The following is a 16,817-nucleotide window of genomic DNA, read 5'->3' on the forward strand; positions in this document are numbered from 1 at the left end:
CAATCATGTCTGGCTTGTGTAGCACAAACCTTGATACAGCCCCCTCATCCCCAACCCTTCTCCCGCAAGGGGAGAAGGGAGCAGATGACCCTCATTCAACTCGGCCAGTGAATCCTCATGCCAAACGACCTAGCCGATCTTCAGCGGGCTTCACTCGCCACCGGCAGGTCGCCGCTGGCGATGGCGGCCAGCAGGCGGGCGTGATCCTCCCGGGTACGCTCCCCATAGGCCACGGCGAAATCGGCGATGACCTCGTCCATCACGGTCGATTTGCCGAGGTAACCGGCGATGCGCGCCGCATCTCCCGACTTGGCGTGGGCCAGGGCCAGCGCCCAGCCGCAGAGCTGACAATATTCGACGAAGTGGCGCGGCTTGACCACGCCCGGGGTGATGTCGATGCCCCCCTTCATGTCCCGCAGCTGGCGCACGTAGAAGTGGCGCCCCCGCAGCTCGCACCAGCCGAGGAAGATGTCGGGGGAGCCCTGGATGAGGCGCTGGCCCCGCACCACCCGCTGCCCCTGACTGCCGCTCTCCGCCTCCGAGTCGAAATAGGGTGCCAGCACCGAGGGCTGCGCCTCCTTGACCTGCAGAAACAGAGGGTCGTCATCGTCGGCCCCGCTCAGCAGGATCACCCAGCAGCGGGTGCCCACGCTGCCCACCCCCACCACCTTGCGCACCACGTCCAGGATCCGGTAGCGCTTGAGCAGGATGCGCCTGTCCGCCGGCAGGGAGGCGAGGTAGGCCTCCAGCAGCTCCCCGAGCACCTCATAGACCGGCTCCCCGTCCTCGGTGTGGGTCTCGCGGATGACGAAGGGGTGGATCTCGCGGATCCGGTGCTGCTCATCCACCAGATCCGTCATCTTGTCGAGCACCTGCAAATGGTCGCGACCGCGCGCCTTGGCAAAAGAGGCCTCCACCCGCTTGTGGGCATCGGCGGAGAAGGCGTCCAGCACCGAGGCTTGATCCAGCCTGTCGTACCAGACCTCCATAAACCCCATCTTGCCGTACTCCCGCAGCTTGGTGCGATAACCGGCCACCACTCTGCTGGCGGCCTCCCGCTGACGCGCCGGATCGGCCCCCAGGTACTGTGCCGCCACCAGGGCGCTGGCGGCTAGGCGTTTGAGATCCCACTCCCAGGGGCCGAGGTGGGTCTCGTCGAAGTCGTTGATGGCGAGCACCAGGTTGCGCTCGGCGCTCGCATAGAGGCCGATGTTGGCCACGTGCATGTCACCGCAGGCCTGCACCATCAGCCCGGTCCTGGGGGTCGCCGCCAGATCCCCAGCCATGATGGCCGCCGCCCCGCGCAGGAAGGCGAAGGGGGACTCCTGCATGCGGGCATGGCGCACCGGCACCAGCTGCGCCAGGCGAGTCAGGGCCTGCGCCTTGAGCACGGCGATGGGATCCCGCCCGGGGGCAGGCTCGGGCAGCAGGGCATGGGATTCACGGGGGATCTGCTCGCGCAGGGCCTTGCCGGCGGCGAAGCGTTCCGCGATGGAGATACGGGGGGCGGTGAAGTGTTGCAGCATCGCCCGGGACTGGGATGGTTTGGCCATGTTCGCTTGCTCCCTGACACAGTCCCATCAAGATGGAAGAGGCTGGCAGCGAGAGCAAGGGATGGGGGAAAAATCCGTCGAAGAGACCAGCGGTAACAGGGCTTGGCGAGGCTTAGCGGGGCCCCAGGGACGCCATCAGCTGGTTGATGACGCCATCCAGCAGCGCCCGGTCGGGGCGACACTGGGCGAAGGTGATGATCCCCTGGATATTGACCTGCAAGAAGGCGGTCAGGGTGGGAATGTCACTGTCATCCGCCAGCTCCCCCTGCTCGCGGGCCCGCTGCAACTGCGCCGCGAGATCCTGCTCCAGCTCCCCATAGATGACCTTGCAGCGCAGGTAGATCTCCTCATCCTGCTCCGCCAGCTCCATCAGGGTGCGGGTCACCAGGCAGGAGCCCTGCAGGGCGTCATCCACCAGCTGGTTGAGATAGGCGTGCAGGCCGGCAAGGGGGCTGGCGCTCTCCAGACGGTGGCGGCGCTCAACGCCTTTCTCCTGCACATAGTGATCGACCGTCGCCAGCAGCAGGCCGCGTTTGTTGCCAAAGGCGGCGTAGAGGCTGCCCGGATGCAGACCGGTGGCCGCCACCAGCTCCTGCATGGTGGTCTTGGCATACCCTTTGGCACGAAACGCCGTCATGGCACTTCGCAGGACATGGTCCCGGTCGAACTCGGCAATGCGCATGGGTTCTCCATTGAGAGGGCCCCTGGCTGGGGCAAAAAAGGCGGCAAGTTTACCCCGAGGGGGCAAGCAAGACCAATGGCCGTAAAATGCTCGCTCAAAAAATACTTGCACACAAACCAAAAAGCGTCTTGAATGCACGTTCAAGAATGATACTTCCCAGGATGCTGACCATGGATACCCTGTTTCAACCCTATCGCCTCAACGGCACCTTGACCCTGGCCAACCGCTTCATGATGGCTCCCCTGACCCGCTGCATGGCGGGACCGGGTCTGGTTCCCACCGCGCAGATGGCCGCCTACTATGCGCGCCGTGCCGATATCGGCCTCATCATCTCCGAGGCGACCATCATTCGCCCGGACGGCCAGGGTTATCCCAACACGCCGGGGATCTACAGCCCCGAGCAGATCGCTGGCTGGAAACAGGTCACCGATGCCGTACATGCCAGGGGTGGCAAGATCTTCGCCCAGCTGTGGCACGTGGGTCGCCTCTCCCACCCCTTCTTCCATCAGGGCGAAGTGCTGGCCCCTTCCGCCATCGCCCATGACGGCACTGTGCCGCGCATGCGCGAGCTGGTCTATCAGGTGCCCCGCGCCCTGACGGTGGCCGAGATACTGCAGCTCATCGAGGATTACGCCCAGGCCGCCGCCAACGCCATCGAGGCGGGCTTCGACGGGGTGGAGATCCACGGTGCCAACGGCTACCTCATCGATCAGTTCCTGCACCACGCCAGCAACCTGCGCACCGATGCCTACGGCGCTACCCCGGAAAACATGAGCCGCTTCGCCCTGGAGGTGGTGGATGCCATCTCGGCCCGTATCGGCGGCGAGCGGGTGGGGATTCGCCTCTCCCCCGGTGCCTATGTGCACCTGGATGGCGATGCTCGCGACCGCGCCGTGTTCGATCACCTGCTGGCCGAGCTCAATGGCCGCACCCTGGCCTATGTGCACCTCGGCATCTTCGATGACAGCCTCACCTTCGACTACCTGGATGGCCGCGCCTCCGACTACCTGCGGGCCCACTACGACGGCCATCTGGTCGGGGTCGGCAACTACAGCGCCGAGAGCGCGGCCGACGCCATCAAGGCAGACCGCTTCGATCTCGTCGCCATCGGTCGCCCCCTCATCGCCAACCCGGACTATCTGGAGAGAGTGAAGAAGGCCGAACCCCTGGTGCCCTACGCCGACACCATGCTGGCCGAGCTGGTCTGACCCAGGCGACCGACACCGCGCGGGCCTGGCGGATCCCCGGGCTAACGGAGCGGCGGTGAAGCGCCGACAATCTCACTGGCCTGCACTCTGCCGACGCGCAAGTGTCAGGCCATCTTCCTGACCAAGGATGGGATCTGCGCCCTGGCGCAGGTTTCCAATGTTTGGGCCCCACTCCCGGGCCCTTTTTTGTGTCCGCCCTTCCCTGAGGCTCTCCTTGCGCCATCGATCCGTCCTGAAAAAAGAAGTTGTCATCAACAACCACATAGCTATATTGGTTGCTGATGACAACCAAACAAGGACAATCACCGATGGATCCCCGACCCCTGCGCGCCCTCTCCCGCGATCTCGTCCGCGAACTCGGCATGCTCTCCCAACAGTGCGGCGCCCTGGCCCTCTCCCCGCTGGAAGCTCACCTGCTGATCGAGCTGGAAAACGGCCCCGCCACCAACCAGCAACTGGCGGAGCGGCTGCGCATCGACAAGTCCAACGCCAGCCGCCCCCTGGCCCGCCTGGCCGATCGCGACCTCATCGGCTGGCACCCCCACCCCTCTGACGGACGCAGCAAGGAGGCGCGCCTCACCATCGCCGGCCAGTCCCAGTTGCTGGCCCTGCATCAGGAGATGGACAGCGCCACCGCCGAGGCCCTGGCCCAGCTCAGCCCGGTGGAGCGTGAACAACTCTGGGAAGGACTGCGCCTCTATCGCAGCGCCCTCTCCCGGGCCCGCCGCCAGCAGGGTTATCGCATTCGTCCCATCACAGAGGCCGATAATCCCCATATCGCCGCCGTGGTGCGCGCCGTCTCCGCCGAATACGGTCTCACCGCCGACAAGGGTTACGGCGTCGCGGATCCCAATCTCGATTTTCTCCATGAGACCTATCAGGGGGAGCGCAGCCGCTACTGGGTCATCGAGGGGCCGGACAGTACCATTCTCGGCGGCGGCGGCATCGCCCCCTTGGCGGGCATGGAGGATGTGTGCGAGCTGCAGAAGATGTACTTCCTGCCCACCCTCCGCGGGCTGGGGCTGGGACGGCGACTGGTGTTGCAGGCACTCGCCGAGGCCAATGCCCTGGGCTACCGACGCTGCTACCTGGAGACCACCGCCGTGCTGCGCGAAGCCACCGCGCTCTATGAATCTCTCGGCTTCGAGCACCTGCCGGGGCCGCTTGGCAACACGGGTCACGACGCCTGCGAGATCTGCATGGTGTTGACGTTGAAATCAGGGGCATTGCATGAATGAACCGACGCGGCGATGCGTGGGCGTGCGGGATGTGCGCTTCGGTGCGCGGGTGACCATAGTGGAACCCGTAAACCTTTACGGCTGCACCCTGGCCGACGAGGTGTTCGTCGGCCCCTTCGTGGAGATCCAGGCCAACGTCAGCATAGGGCGCGAGACCCGGATCCAGTCTCACAGCTTTATCTGTGAGCAGGTGACCATAGGTGAGCGCTGCTTTATCGGCCACGGGGTCATGTTTGCCAATGACCTGTTTCAGGGCGGAGCCCCGGATCCGGACTCTGCAAACTGGGGCCGCACCGTGATCGACGACGAGGTCTCCATCGGCTCAAACGCCACCATATTGCCGGTGCGGATCTGCAAGGGCGCCGTCATCGGGGCTGGCGCCGTGGTGACCCGGGACATCACCATCCCCGGCACCTATGCCGGCAACCCGGCCAGGCTGCTGCGCGCCTTCTAGCCCGATGTCAGGCACCCGCATCCCAGGCCCGGTTTCCCTCAAGTCAACAAAGGGGGAGCCCACCACCAAAAGACCCCGCCGTGGCGGGGTCTTGTCATTTTGCAGCAAAGGCGCACAGGGGGGTCAGCCCTCCCGCGTCACAATCCCGGGCCCAGATCAGGCCGTCGTCTCTTTCAATCCCTTGTCCGCCGCGAGGGGGCGTTTGGCCCAGAATCCGGCCAGCAGGGAACCGGACAAGTTGTGCCAGACAGAGAACAATGTGCCAGCCATGGCCGATGCGGGGGTGAAAAACTTCATCGCCAGCGCCGTGGCCAGTCCCGAATTCTGCAATCCCACCTCGAAGGCGACGGTGCGGCAGATCCGCTCCTCGAACCCGAGCCAGCGGCTGATCCAGTAGCCCGCGGTGATGCCGATGCCGTTGTGCAGGATCACCGCCAGCGCCACGATCGGCCCTATGGTGGCGAACTGGCCCGCATTGAGCGCCACCACGATGGCGATGATCATGACGATGGCCACCATGGAGACCAGGGGCAGCACGGGTTCGATCCGCGCGGTCAGGGAGGAGAGGAAGACATTGGCAAGCACCCCGAACACCACGGGGATCAGCACTATCTTGACCAGGCTCAGCAACATGTCCAGCACGGGTACATCGACGCTCTTGCCCGCCAGCAGTTGTACCAGCAGGGGAGTGATCACCACCCCCAGCAGGGTGGAGAGGGCGGTCATGGTGATGGAGAGGGCCACATCCCCCTTGGCGAGATAGCACATGACGTTCGAAGAGGTTCCCCCGGCGACGCTGCCCACCAGCACCATGCCCACGGTCAGTTCCCCATCAAAACCCAGCAGCAGGCTGACCAGCAGGGCCGCCAGCGGCATCACGCTGAACTGCAGCACCAGACCGAGGCCGATGGCCTTCTTGTTGCGCGCCACGTCGAGGAAATTCTGGGGGCTGAGGGTCAGCCCCATGGCCAGCATGATGATGGTCAACAGGGTGACTATCTCCCCCTTGAGACCGACGAACAGTCCCGGCTGCCAATAGGCCAGCAGGGAAAATAACAGGGCCCAGAGCGGGAAGAGGTTGGTGATGCGTCCAAGCATGAAAAAAACTCCTTGTTGTCATAGTGATGGGCAAGCGAACCGCCCATGAATTCCCCTTATATCAGCTTTGTCGCCAGGAGGCCCGCCAAGCCAGCCATCCTCAGGCGGGGAAATAGAACCAGGCGGTCTGGATAAGGCCGTTTTCCACCTCGAACACCGCCACGCTCTCGATAGGATCGGGGGAGAGGCCGTGGATCTTCTCGTGATCGAACACCTTGTTGCCCATGACGGTACGCGACAACAGCTCGGCTTTGAGGGCCGGGTTGTTGAAGCGATGCTCGGCGTAGAAGGCGCTGAGCGCCCCCTTGCCGACGGTGGTCGGGCTTTCCGTCGGCATGCGGTAGCCTTTGAAATCCTCGGCAAAGCAGGCCAGAAAGGCCTCGAGATCGTGGGCATTGTAGGCAGCGAACTGTGCCTCGACGGGCAGGGTGACGGACATATCTCTCTCCATGATTGAAATTTAAATCACTTATCCTTTGTTTTTATTCATCAATCAACCCCGAACGGGGCGCGGAACGGGGCGCGTCTTCCCCCCAAAAAGCGCCCATAACAAAAGACCCCGCCGAAGCGGGGTCTTGTCTATCGTCAGCCTTCGAGGCTTGCGAACGGCTATCAGTGCTCGCGGGTCTGGCGGAACAGGACGTCGGGGTGACGCTCCTGGGCCAGGCGCAGGTTGACCATGGTCGGCGCGATGTAGGTGAGGTTGTCACCACCATCGAGGGCCAGGTTGACCTCGTTCTTGCGCTTGAACTCCTCGAACTTCTTGACGTCTGTCCCTTCCACCCAGCGGGCGGTGGAGACGTTGACCGCCTCGTACAGGGCCTCGACGTTGTACTCGCTCTTGAGGCGCGAGACCACCACGTCGAACTGCAGCACACCGACCGCACCGACGATGAGGTCGTTGCTGATGAGCGGGCGGAACACCTGCACGGCCCCCTCTTCGGAGAGCTGTACCAGCCCCTTGAGCAGCTGCTTCTGCTTGAGGGGATCGCGCAGGCGGATGCGGCGGAACAGCTCGGGGGCGAAGTTCGGGATGCCGGTGAACTTGAGATCCTCACCCTGGGTGAAGGTGTCGCCGATCTGGATGGTGCCGTGGTTGTGCAGGCCGATGATGTCGCCCGCCACGGCCTCGATCGCCTGCTCACGATCACCGGCCATGAAGGTAACGGCGTCGGAGATGTTCACATCCTTGCCGATGCGCACGTGGCGCATCTTCATGCCCTTGGAGTAGGTGCCTGACACCACGCGCATGAAGGCGATGCGGTCACGGTGTTTCGGGTCCATGTTCGCCTGGATCTTGAACACGAAGCCGGAGAACTTCTCCTCGGTGGCCTCGACTTCACGGCTCTCGGCCTTGCGCGGCATGGGCGCCGGTGCCCAGTCGGTGAGGCCATCGAGCATGTGGTCGACACCGAAGTTGCCAAGGGCGGTACCGAAGAAGACCGGGGTCATCTCGCCGGCGATGAAGGCCTCGTGGTCGAACTCCGGGGAGGCGCCTTGCACCAGCTCCAGCTCGCCGCGCAGCTGCGCCGCCAGATCTTCGCCGATGGCGGCATCCAGTTCGGGGTTGTTCAGCCCCTTCACCACCCGCTTCTCCTGGATGGTGTGGCCCTGACCGCTCTGGTACAGATAGGTCTCGTCCTTGTAGAGGTGGTAGACCCCCTTGAAGGACTTGCCGCAGCTGATGGGCCAGGTGATGGGGGCGCACATGATCTTGAGCTCCCGCTCCACCTCGTCCATGACCTCCATGGGATCGCGCACTTCGCGGTCCATCTTGTTCATGAAGGTGAGGATGGGGGTGTCCCGCAGACGGGTGACTTCCATCAGCTTGCGGGTCCGGTCTTCGACACCCTTGGCGGCATCGATGACCATCAGGCAGCAGTCCACCGCCGTCAGGGTACGGTAGGTATCTTCGGAGAAGTCCTCGTGACCCGGGGTATCCAGCAGGTTGACCAGGCAATCGGCGTAGGGGAACTGCATCACCGAGGTGGTGATGGAGATGCCGCGCTGCTTCTCCATCTCCATCCAGTCCGACTTGGCATGCTGGCCCGATCCACGACCCTTGACGGTCCCGGCCCGTTGAATGGCCTGTCCGAACAGCAGGACTTTCTCGGTGATGGTGGTTTTACCCGCATCCGGGTGCGAGATGATCGCAAAAGTGCGTCTCTTGGAGACTTCACTCAGAAATTCAGCAGACATAATTCAGCGTTCTTCTATTGAGCGGCGGCCTCGGCCACCGTGGGAATAATTCCGGGATACGCCTTCGACTCAAGGCCCGGAGAGACACAACGGCGCCACGCGAGCTGGCATATGGCCAATCGGTGGGGAAAGAGAGGCGTTGTGTTACATGGGTCTTCTCACCTGAGTCAAAGCAAAATTGCGCGGCATTATACCCGCGCGAGTGAAAAATACCCAGCCCGGCGTCACCGGGAACGCAATGACGCAGGCCGGGCTCAGGCCACCTTCACCACCCGGTTGCGTCCCCCCAGCTTGGCCTGATACATGGCCTCGTCGGCGCGGCGCACCAGCTCACCGAGGTTGTCATCCTTCGGGTTGTACTCCGCGCAGCCGATGCTGACGTGAATGGGATGATCCGCCTGCACCCCCTCGATACGCAGCCGGGAGACCTGCAACCGGATCCGCTCCGCCACCTCGGCCGCCTCGTCAAGCCGGGTGTCGGGCAGCAGCACCAGGAACTCTTCGCCGCCGTTGCGCCCCACCCGGTCCAGGCTGCGCAGCTGCTCCTCGATGCACTGGGCCACGGCGGTGAGCACCAAATCCCCCACGTGGTGACCGAGCCGGTCGTTGACCTTCTTGAAGTGATCGATGTCCAGCAGCAAGACGCTCAGAGGGGATCCCCCCTCCCGCGCCTGGCTGAACCACTTGCGACCCTTGGCCTGGATCTGGCGCCGGTTGTGGATGCCCGTCAGCTCGTCGGTCATGGCGAGGCGGTGCATCTTGCGGGTGCGGCTGCGCTGATGAATGACCAGGATCCCCATCACCAGCACCAGCAGCGCCACGACCAGATATTGCCAGTGACGTCGCTCCTGCAGTTGCTTGAGCTTCTCGGCCTGCAACTGCTGACCGGCTCTCAAGGTCTGGTTCTCCAGCTCCTTGCGAGCCAGATCGAACTCGAAGCGCATCTGCAAGGAGCGCTGCTCCCGCAGCATCTTCTCGAGATCCTGCTTGATCTGCACATATTGCTTGAGGCTGACCAGGGCCTCCTTGATCCGCCCCTGGCGCTCCAGCACCTTGGCCCGTACCTCGTGCACCCAGGCCAGAAAGCGCAGATTCTGCTCCTTGGTGAAGATGGGCTCGGCCTGATCCAGATAGCGCAGCGCCTCGGTCGGCTTGCCCATGACATCCAGGGCCTGGGCCATGACGATATACCAGTGGCCCCGGGTCACGCTGTCCGCCCCCTTGCCTTGCTGATGCAACAGGGCCGATGCCTGTTCCAGCTTGGTCATGGCCTGCTCCGTCTTGCCCTGATTGAGCAGGACGGTAGCCATCTCGATCCGGGTCCAGGCCAGCATTCCCTCCTGTTGTTGGCCGAGATAGTAGAGCTCGGCCTCGGCCATCAGGGGCAGGGCCCGCTCATAGTCCCCGGTCTCCACATAGAGCAGCCCCTGCTGGGTATGGATATCCACCAGATGCTCCTCGTCCCCCTCCACCCGATAGTCGTGCTCCAGCTCCTGGAAATAGTTCTGGGCCCGTTCGTAGAGCCCCATCCGGCGGTAAGCGTTGGCGATCTTGGCGAGCACCTCCCGCCCCTTGCCCTCCAGCCCGAGCGCCTCGTAGCGCCGATGGGCATCCATCAGCTCCATCAACCCTTCCGCCAGCTCCCCCTGATAGGAGTACATCTCCCCCCGCAGGCTGAGGATGTCGGCCCGCTGCCGCTCGTCCCCGAGCCGGCGCGCCAGGGTCAGCGCCTCGTCATAGTCCTGGCCGGCAGCCTCCATGTTGCCGAGCAGTTGCTGATGATAGCCCCGGCAGGCGAGCAGGCCGCTCTCGCTGACCCTGTCCTTGCGGGCCCGTGCCCATTTCAGCGCCTCGTCGGCAAAGCGCACCGCCCGCCGAAAATCCTCGTCCCGCTCGGCGGGCTGGGCCCAGCACTGCAGACGGGCGATCCGCCCCTGGGCCTCCGCCGGATATCCGTCCCGCTGCTCGGCAAGGGCGGCCACCTGGGTGCGAAACACCTGCTGGGGTGGCCTGTCGTCTTCCAGCTGTTGCAAGGTCTGGGACAATTCGGATGCACCAAGAGGGGGAAGCGCCGCCCAGAGCGAAAGCGGGACCAGCCCCAACCCTAACCACAGACTCCTGCTCACCAGGATCTTCATGCCGTCGCAGTCTCCCCATTCGATGGCGCGGACAATGCGCCCATTGCCCCAATCATATCCATCCTCACCGCCCACGCCCAGCACGGGTGCGGGCGAGATGCCCAGCGCATATTCCAGAAAATGGCATTATCTCATTCTTTACAGAAGAAAATTCTGCATCGACTATAGGCGGGTTCAGATGAGGGATGAAAGGATGATGAGCCACGAGGAGCTGCAGGCGGCCTATGACAAGTTGTTGCTGGAAAACGAGCGCCTGAAGCGGATTGCCGACGATGCCAGGGAGAAGCTGGATGCCGCCATGGACGGCACCGGTCTGTGCATCTGGCAGAACCATGTGCCGAGCGGCAAGCTCGTCATCTTCAACCGGCGCTGGGGATCCATGCTGGGCTACCAGCCCAAGGAGCTCTCCGCCCACTTCGACGTCTGGCGCGACCACCTGCACCCGGAAGACCGGGAGCGGGTGCTGCAAGCCTTCTTCGATCACCTGGCGGGCAAGAGCCCCTTCTATCAGGTGATGCATCGGATGCTGGCCAAGGATGGCAAGGTCACCTGGGTGCTGGACAGGGGCCGGGTGGTGGAGCGGGATGACGCTGGCAACCCCATCCGGGTGATGGGCACCCACATCGACATCACCCACGAGAAGGAGTACGAGCACCAGCTCGCCCGCCTCGCCCATCGGGATCCCCTCACCGGTCTGCTCAATCGCACCGCCCTGCAGCGCCACTTCCCCCAGAGCCATCAGACCATCTGTTTCATCGATCTCGACGACTTCAAGCAGGTGAACGACAACCTGGGTCACCGTGCCGGCGACGAGCTGCTGATCGCCCTCAGCCTGCGCCTGAAGCAGTGCTGCGACGAGACGGTGACCCTTGGCCGGATAGGTGGGGACGAGTTCGTGCTGCTGCTGCCCTGGCCGAGCGAGGATCCCCGCACCAGCCACCTGGCCCGCCAGTGCGTCAACGCCATCGCCACCCCGTTCGAGCTGTCCAACGGGGAGGCGAGCGTGGGGCTCAGCATGGGGATAGCGGCCATCCGGCCACAGGATGATTTCAGCAGCGCCCTGGCCCGGGCGGATCAGGCCATGTATCAGGTCAAGCGTGGGGGCAAGCACGGCTTTCACATCGCCCAGCCGAGCGGCCAGCCCCTGCTGGATCAGGAGCAGGTCAACGAACGGGGGCTGCACCACCACCCCTTGTCTCGCTGACGGGCGCAAACCGGTATGAGCCTCAGTTGCGCTGCCAGCGCCTGAGCAGACGGCCGCGCAGGCCGCAGTCGAGCAGCCAGCTGTTGTCGAACACCCGCAGGATCGCCTGCTTGGCGTGGCGGGACATGGCGACGGCGTGGAAGCGGGTCTCCTGCCTGCGTCTCACGTTCATCTTGTCCAGCAGAGTGTGAGGCAGGTTCTGGGCGATGAAGTCGGAAATCACCAGCACATCCGCCTTGGCAAAATCCGGCTGATCCAGCTGGGCCAAGGCCTGCTCGAGACAGGGCACCAGATCGGTGCCGCCGTGAAAACTCATGGAGAGGAAGCGCTCCGCCTTGTCCAGCCCGGTATCGGCGGTGATCTCCAGGGTCGCCACCTCGGTAGAAAATAACATGAGATAGCAGCCCCGCTTTTCGTCCATGGCCAGCTTGAGCAGCGCCAGGAACAGCGCCTTGGCGCACTCCTCGGGGTAGCCGCCCATGGAGCCCGAGGTATCCACGCAGACGATGAAGGGGCCTCGTGGTTGCACCTCCTGTCCACCCTGCTGCGGGGTTCGCAGCATCAGCCGCTGGCGCGGCAAGGTGCCCCGCGACTGATAACTCAGCAGCCGCCGCTCCAGGTAGCGGCGATAGAATTCCAGCTCCAGCTCCGGCAGCGCCAGCATCACCGCCTCGCTCGGCAGCAAGCGCATCAGGTCGCTGGCCGGATGCACCCCCACCAGATCGTCCGGCACATCGTCGGTCTGCACCTCTTCGAGTTCGTGCACGGGTACCGGCGGCAAGGCCTGGGCGTCGGTGCTCCTGTCCCGCTCGCTGCGCCCGAGCAGGGCGGCGATCTCGGTCAGCAGGGGCTCGCGCTGCAACATGCGGGCATACTGCTTGACCAACACCAGGCTGCGCTTGTGCCAGCTGCCCTGGGCCAGATCCCAGAGCCCCCCCGCCGAGATCTGGTGCGGATCCAGCGCATCGGCCAGGGTGCGGTTCGCTAGCAGCTGATCCTCTATCTCCTGGCGCTGTTTCTCCCGTTCCGCCTCGGCGATCTGCTGCTGCAGTTGCAACAGGCTGCCCACCAGGCTGGAGCGCCATTTTTCCACGAACAGCTGGCGCAGCCCCTCGGTCGGCTGCGCCACTATCTGGCGAGCCAGGCTGCGGGCATCGCCGGCGAAGGGGCTGTGCTGATCCAGCGCCTCCAGCAGGGCGGGCAGCCGGCCCACCAGCTCGGGCAGCGGGAGCTGGCGATGAGCCTGATAGAGGAGGTACTCGCGCTCCAGCGCGACCGGCACCTGCTTGTGGCGCATCTCCTCGCCGAGCTGCTCGCTCCAGTGCTGGATGCGTTTCTTGAGCAGCTTGCCCTGCAGGGGGGAGCGCTTGAGAAACTCGGAGATCTTGGGGGCAGAGGCCAGCAGGAGCGCCATCTCCCCCGCCAGCTCCCCCTCCCCGATGAGGAGCCCGAGATCCATCATGCCGATCTCTAGCATAAGGCGCTCTCCACCCGGGGTGATGGGCAAACATCATGCTGCCACATGATAATTGACATCATGTTTTGTTCGTAAAATGTTGTCTTTTCAGCACGACCAGCCATCAGCTATCCAGCCCGGGCAGGCGCTCGCGCCACTGCAGCAGCTCGCCGCGCAGCACATCCAGATCCCGGTTCAGCACGAAGAAGCTGTCTTCCACCTGCTGCAACCAGTGGGGCCCGATAAACAGATGCTGCTGATGGCGATCGAACAGGGCCCGCTGCCCCTTGAGGCTCTGCTGCACCCGGCCCACCTGATTGACCAGCTCATCGAGCTCCCCCTGCCAGGGCTCGACCACCAGCGCCGGGATGGGGGTGCGCTCCACCAGCACCAGAGCCACGGGTTGGCGCTGGATATCCAGCACATGGAGTCGCAGCGAATCATCGAGCACCAGCTCGTAGTGACCCTCCTTGGGGTTGCCGAGCTGCCAGCCCACCAGGGCCTCACCGGTGGGATGCCAGTGGGAGAGCAGGGTGCGATCGAAGGTGAGGGTCTCGGTCAGTCGCTCCGGATCCCCGCCATCGAGCGGTGCCGGGGTGAGCAGGTGGAAATGCACCTGCTTGCCGAACGGCTTGGCGTTGAGCAGGGGCAGCTGGGTGCCGCGGGCGCGGCGACCGAACCACTGCTTGCGCTTGACCGCCTTGCAGCCGAGGCGCTGGGCCACGGCCCCCCTCAGCTGTTTGAACTGCTCGCGCAGGCTCAGCAGCTGGCGGGTCATGGCGAGCTGCTGATAGCCGTAGAGACGTGAAAATTCGCCGATCATCTCCAGCAGGGCGGTGCGGGAAGCCTCGTCGTGCCAGAGGCAATCCTTGAACAGCAGCAGATCCAGCGGGGCCACCTCGTCGCGGCCGTTGAAGAAGGCGCTCGCCTTGATGAGCCTGACGGCCTTCTTCCAGCGCCGGTCCGACACATAGCAGCCGTGACCGAGCTGGCTGTCGAGCTGCTGGCGCAGCTGATAGATGAGCTCGAAGCAGGCATCCGGCAGGCGCACCTGCTCGATCTGCCCTTGCCAGGCCTGGTACTCCTCGCCGTGGATCTGCACCGAGGGGGGCAGGTTCTGCCCCGAGTGGCCATCGCTCGCCAGCATGGCCTGGAAGTTGGATTTCTCCTGCACCCTGTCCATCCAGATCCGCACCAGCATGCGGTCATAGAGCGCCTCCAGGCCGCTGTCCGGCGCGGGCAGCTCGTTGGAAGCAGTCACCAGCAGGCGCATGGGAATGGGGTGCTGGCTGTCGCCGTTGCGAAACTGCCGTTCGTTGATGGCGGTGAGCAGGGTGTTGAGGATGGCCGGGCCCGCCTTCCAGATCTCGTCGAGGAACACCACCTCGGCCTCCGGCAGGTAGCCCTGGGTCAGGCGCAGGTACTTGCCATCTTCCTTCAGCGCCTGGATGGAGAGAGGGCCGAACACCTCCTCCGGGGTGCTGAAGCGGGTCATCAGGTATTCGAAATGGCGGGCGTCGTGAAAGGCCAGCTTGAGGCGCCGGGCGATCAGGCTCTTGGCGATGCCGGGGGGGCCCAGCAGGAAGACGCTCTCACCGGACAGCGCCGCCAGCAACCCGAGCCGCAAGGCATCCTGCCGCTCATACAGCCCTTCCCCGAGGGCGGCCAGCAACCTGGGCAGGCGCTCATGGATGGGGGCGGTACGAACTGTATTCTGGGCGAGAGAGGACATAGGCAGGGCTTCCGAAGCTGGCTCATCATCCGTGGTGACGTCGGCCGGCCTCTGGCCCCGCCCCACGCTGTTGGTCTGTCTGGTTGTGCATCCCCGCCACATCTGGCCGGGATACCTGATTAACATAGCGATCCTGGCGGCGCACATCTAGTTGCAAATGGGTGCAGCAGGGGCCGCGAGAGTGTACTCTGCGCATCAGAAATTACCCCAATGCGGATCAAGAGCGAGCCTTCCCCATGCAAGATCCCCTGCTGGACCCGCTGCGTCAGCGCATCCTGACCCGGATGGGCATACAGAGCTGGCAACTCAGAGCCCCGGCCCTGCTGGGTGAGACGAAGGGCCCGGAGGATACGCCCCATCAGCCGGACGACATCGTTCTCGACACGGCGGCCGTCTCCGTCCCGAGCGGCAAGCTCTGGCTGCTGGCCGACACCCTGCCCGCCCCGGCCCTCTTGGGGGATCTCTGCCAACTGCTCGGCCTCGATGTGAATGACGTCTCGCTCATCGCTGCGCTGCCGGACGGGATCACCCCGCCCCTGCTCTGGCTGACGGCGCCGGACGCCCGCTGGCCCGATGCCCTGGTCTGCCCGATAAAACCCGATGCGGCCCACAAGCGCGCCCTCTGGCAACAGTGCCGCCAGCATCTGCCTGGCTGACCGGCCCGCAGCGGCCCCACCCTTTTTCTCTTCACCCCGGCCTGCATTCCCGCGCAAGCCCGGGTTCTGTCCGGAGTCATCATGTCTGATCTCAGCCCCCGCTTTCGCCCCCTGCTGGAGAGCGACTTTGCGCTCATCTACCCCATCGAGCAGGCCGCCCACAAGGAGCCATGGAGCCAGGCCAACCTGCTCTCCTGCTTCGGGCCCCGCTACCTCAACGGTCTGATGCTGCTAGGGGACCGCCCGGCGGGTTTCTACATCTCGGATCTGGTGGCGGGGGACAGTTCGTTGATGAACATCTGCGTGCATCCTGACTTTCAGGGCAAGGGGCTGGGGCGGGCACTGCTCAGGGAGTACCTCGCCCGCAGCAAGTCCCGGCAGGCGGAAGCCTGGTTTCTGGAGGTGAGGGCCGGCAATACCACTGCCATCGGCCTCTACGAGAGCGAGGGCTTTGCCGAGTATTGCCGGCGCGCCGACTACTATGGCACCGGCCAGGACAGGGAAGATGCCGTGCTGATGTCCCGTCTGTTCGACTTCGGCTAAGGCCCGGACACCCTCGGCCACCCTTCCCCACCGGCCACTCATCCTCCCCCGTCTGACGTCCCTCAGGGCAGGGAGGCATTGTCGATGGCACTGTCCTCGAGGCTCAAGGTCACCCGTACCACGGCGTCGAAACCTTCGGCGGAGAGCGGCATGAAGAAGCCCCGCGCATAGGTGACGCCGGGCATCCAGATCAGCTGCTCCTTCACGTCTATGTTGACGGGTCGCAGGGACTCGCCGGGGCGCTGGAGGTAGACACCGGGGGGCGTCGCCACCTTGGGGAAGCGGCGCAGTATGTGGGCGCTGCCATCCCCCGCATCCGGGTTGAGGCGCACCTTCACCAGCTCGGCCAGGGTGGATTGCATCCCGGGATCCTGCCACAGGCGGGCATCCAGCCGGGTGCAGCGTCGGCACTTGGCGCTCTCTATCACATAGAGCAGGGGATAACCGGTTTGCAGCGCCCGCGCCTGACCCTGCTCATACCCCTCGGCGCCACTCAGCCAGGGATTGTCCTCCCCCGTCGGCCCGCCCAGGGCATACCAGAGGCCGCCCGCCCCCGCCAGAACCAGCAAGGTGCCCGTGATGAGGCTCTTGATATTGATACTCATAGCTCCCCTCCCTGACCGTATCCGGACCCAGATCCCATCATGCCTGAGTCC

At 64.4% G+C, this 16,817-nt stretch carries 15 protein-coding genes; 6 read left to right on the forward strand and 9 right to left on the reverse strand.

The window, feature by feature from the left end:
* Positions 1–140 precede the first annotated feature (140 nt).
* Together VZC39_RS16845 and VZC39_RS16850 are read right to left on the reverse strand one after the other, a co-directional pair.
* The gene (locus tag VZC39_RS16845) at positions 141–1,553 is read right to left on the reverse strand and encodes a DUF2252 domain-containing protein (RefSeq protein ID WP_434664016.1); all 1,413 of its coding nucleotides are present in this window, start codon (positions 1,551–1,553) and stop codon (positions 141–143) included.
* 112 nt (positions 1,554–1,665) lie between these two features.
* A complete protein-coding gene (locus VZC39_RS16850; protein WP_434664019.1) occupies positions 1,666–2,235 on the reverse strand; it encodes a TetR/AcrR family transcriptional regulator in 570 nt (189 codons plus the stop codon).
* A 170-nt stretch (positions 2,236–2,405) separates the two neighbouring features.
* Between VZC39_RS16850 and VZC39_RS16855 the strand changes: the two genes are divergently transcribed.
* From VZC39_RS16855 to VZC39_RS16865, 3 genes are all read left to right on the forward strand, one after another.
* Positions 2,406–3,443, forward strand: a complete 1,038-nt coding sequence (locus VZC39_RS16855) for an alkene reductase (protein ID WP_434664022.1) — start codon at positions 2,406–2,408, stop codon at positions 3,441–3,443.
* Positions 3,444–3,751: 308 nt separating this feature from the next.
* The gene (locus VZC39_RS16860) at positions 3,752–4,681 is read left to right on the forward strand and encodes a bifunctional helix-turn-helix transcriptional regulator/GNAT family N-acetyltransferase (protein WP_434664025.1); all 930 of its coding nucleotides are present in this window, start codon (positions 3,752–3,754) and stop codon (positions 4,679–4,681) included.
* Positions 4,674–5,135 carry an acyltransferase gene (locus VZC39_RS16865; RefSeq protein WP_434664027.1) on the forward strand — a complete coding sequence of 154 codons (462 nt, stop codon included), beginning with the start codon at positions 4,674–4,676 and terminating at the stop codon, positions 5,133–5,135. The genes VZC39_RS16860 and VZC39_RS16865 overlap by 8 nt, the downstream gene beginning before the upstream one ends.
* A gap of 156 nt (positions 5,136–5,291) precedes the next feature.
* Here the strand turns inward: VZC39_RS16865 and VZC39_RS16870 are convergent, their stop codons facing one another.
* From VZC39_RS16870 to VZC39_RS16885, 4 genes are all read right to left on the reverse strand, one after another.
* Positions 5,292–6,233, reverse strand: coding sequence for a bile acid:sodium symporter family protein (locus VZC39_RS16870; protein ID WP_349919473.1), 942 nt, complete (start codon positions 6,231–6,233; stop codon positions 5,292–5,294).
* 100 nt (positions 6,234–6,333) lie between these two features.
* Positions 6,334–6,672: a nuclear transport factor 2 family protein gene (locus VZC39_RS16875; RefSeq protein ID WP_349919475.1), complete on the reverse strand. Its 339-nt coding sequence runs from the start codon at positions 6,670–6,672 to the stop codon at positions 6,334–6,336.
* Positions 6,673–6,845: 173 nt separating this feature from the next.
* Positions 6,846–8,435, reverse strand: a complete 1,590-nt coding sequence (prfC, locus tag VZC39_RS16880) for a peptide chain release factor 3 (protein WP_349922547.1) — start codon at positions 8,433–8,435, stop codon at positions 6,846–6,848.
* A gap of 251 nt (positions 8,436–8,686) precedes the next feature.
* On the reverse strand, positions 8,687–10,570 hold the full coding sequence (locus tag VZC39_RS16885; protein WP_434664030.1) for a diguanylate cyclase: 1,884 nt from the start codon (positions 10,568–10,570) through the stop codon (positions 8,687–8,689).
* Between the two features lie 196 nt (positions 10,571–10,766).
* On the opposite strand from VZC39_RS16885, the gene VZC39_RS16890 reads away from it, so the two are divergent.
* Positions 10,767–11,774, forward strand: coding sequence for a diguanylate cyclase domain-containing protein (locus tag VZC39_RS16890; RefSeq protein ID WP_434668502.1), 1,008 nt, complete (start codon positions 10,767–10,769; stop codon positions 11,772–11,774).
* Between the two features lie 22 nt (positions 11,775–11,796).
* On the opposite strand, the gene viaA is transcribed toward VZC39_RS16890, so the two are convergent.
* A complete protein-coding gene (gene viaA, locus VZC39_RS16895) occupies positions 11,797–13,251 on the reverse strand; it encodes an ATPase RavA stimulator ViaA (RefSeq protein WP_434664032.1) in 1,455 nt (484 codons plus the stop codon).
* Positions 13,252–13,354: 103 nt separating this feature from the next.
* Complete coding sequence (locus VZC39_RS16900; RefSeq protein ID WP_434664034.1) at positions 13,355–14,962, reverse strand: ATPase RavA domain-containing protein; 1,608 nt, start codon at positions 14,960–14,962, stop codon at positions 13,355–13,357.
* A 236-nt stretch (positions 14,963–15,198) separates the two neighbouring features.
* Here VZC39_RS16900 and VZC39_RS16905 point away from each other — a divergent pair, with 236 nt between their 5' ends.
* Positions 15,199–15,618 (forward strand): hypothetical protein, encoded by a 420-nt coding sequence (locus tag VZC39_RS16905; protein WP_434664036.1) that lies wholly within the window; start codon positions 15,199–15,201, stop codon positions 15,616–15,618.
* An 81-nt stretch (positions 15,619–15,699) separates the two neighbouring features.
* Entirely contained in the window at positions 15,700–16,161 is a 462-nt protein-coding gene (gene rimI, locus VZC39_RS16910; RefSeq protein ID WP_434664038.1) for a ribosomal protein S18-alanine N-acetyltransferase, read from the forward strand.
* A gap of 62 nt (positions 16,162–16,223) precedes the next feature.
* Here rimI and VZC39_RS16915 read toward each other — a convergent pair whose 3' ends face one another.
* Positions 16,224–16,766: a thioredoxin family protein gene (locus VZC39_RS16915; protein WP_349919484.1), complete on the reverse strand. Its 543-nt coding sequence runs from the start codon at positions 16,764–16,766 to the stop codon at positions 16,224–16,226.
* Between the last annotated feature and the right edge of the window lie 51 nt (positions 16,767–16,817).

This window comes from Aeromonas sp. NJAU223, from assembly GCF_051125555.1.
Lineage (GTDB): Bacteria > Pseudomonadota > Gammaproteobacteria > Enterobacterales > Aeromonadaceae > Aeromonas > Aeromonas veronii_G.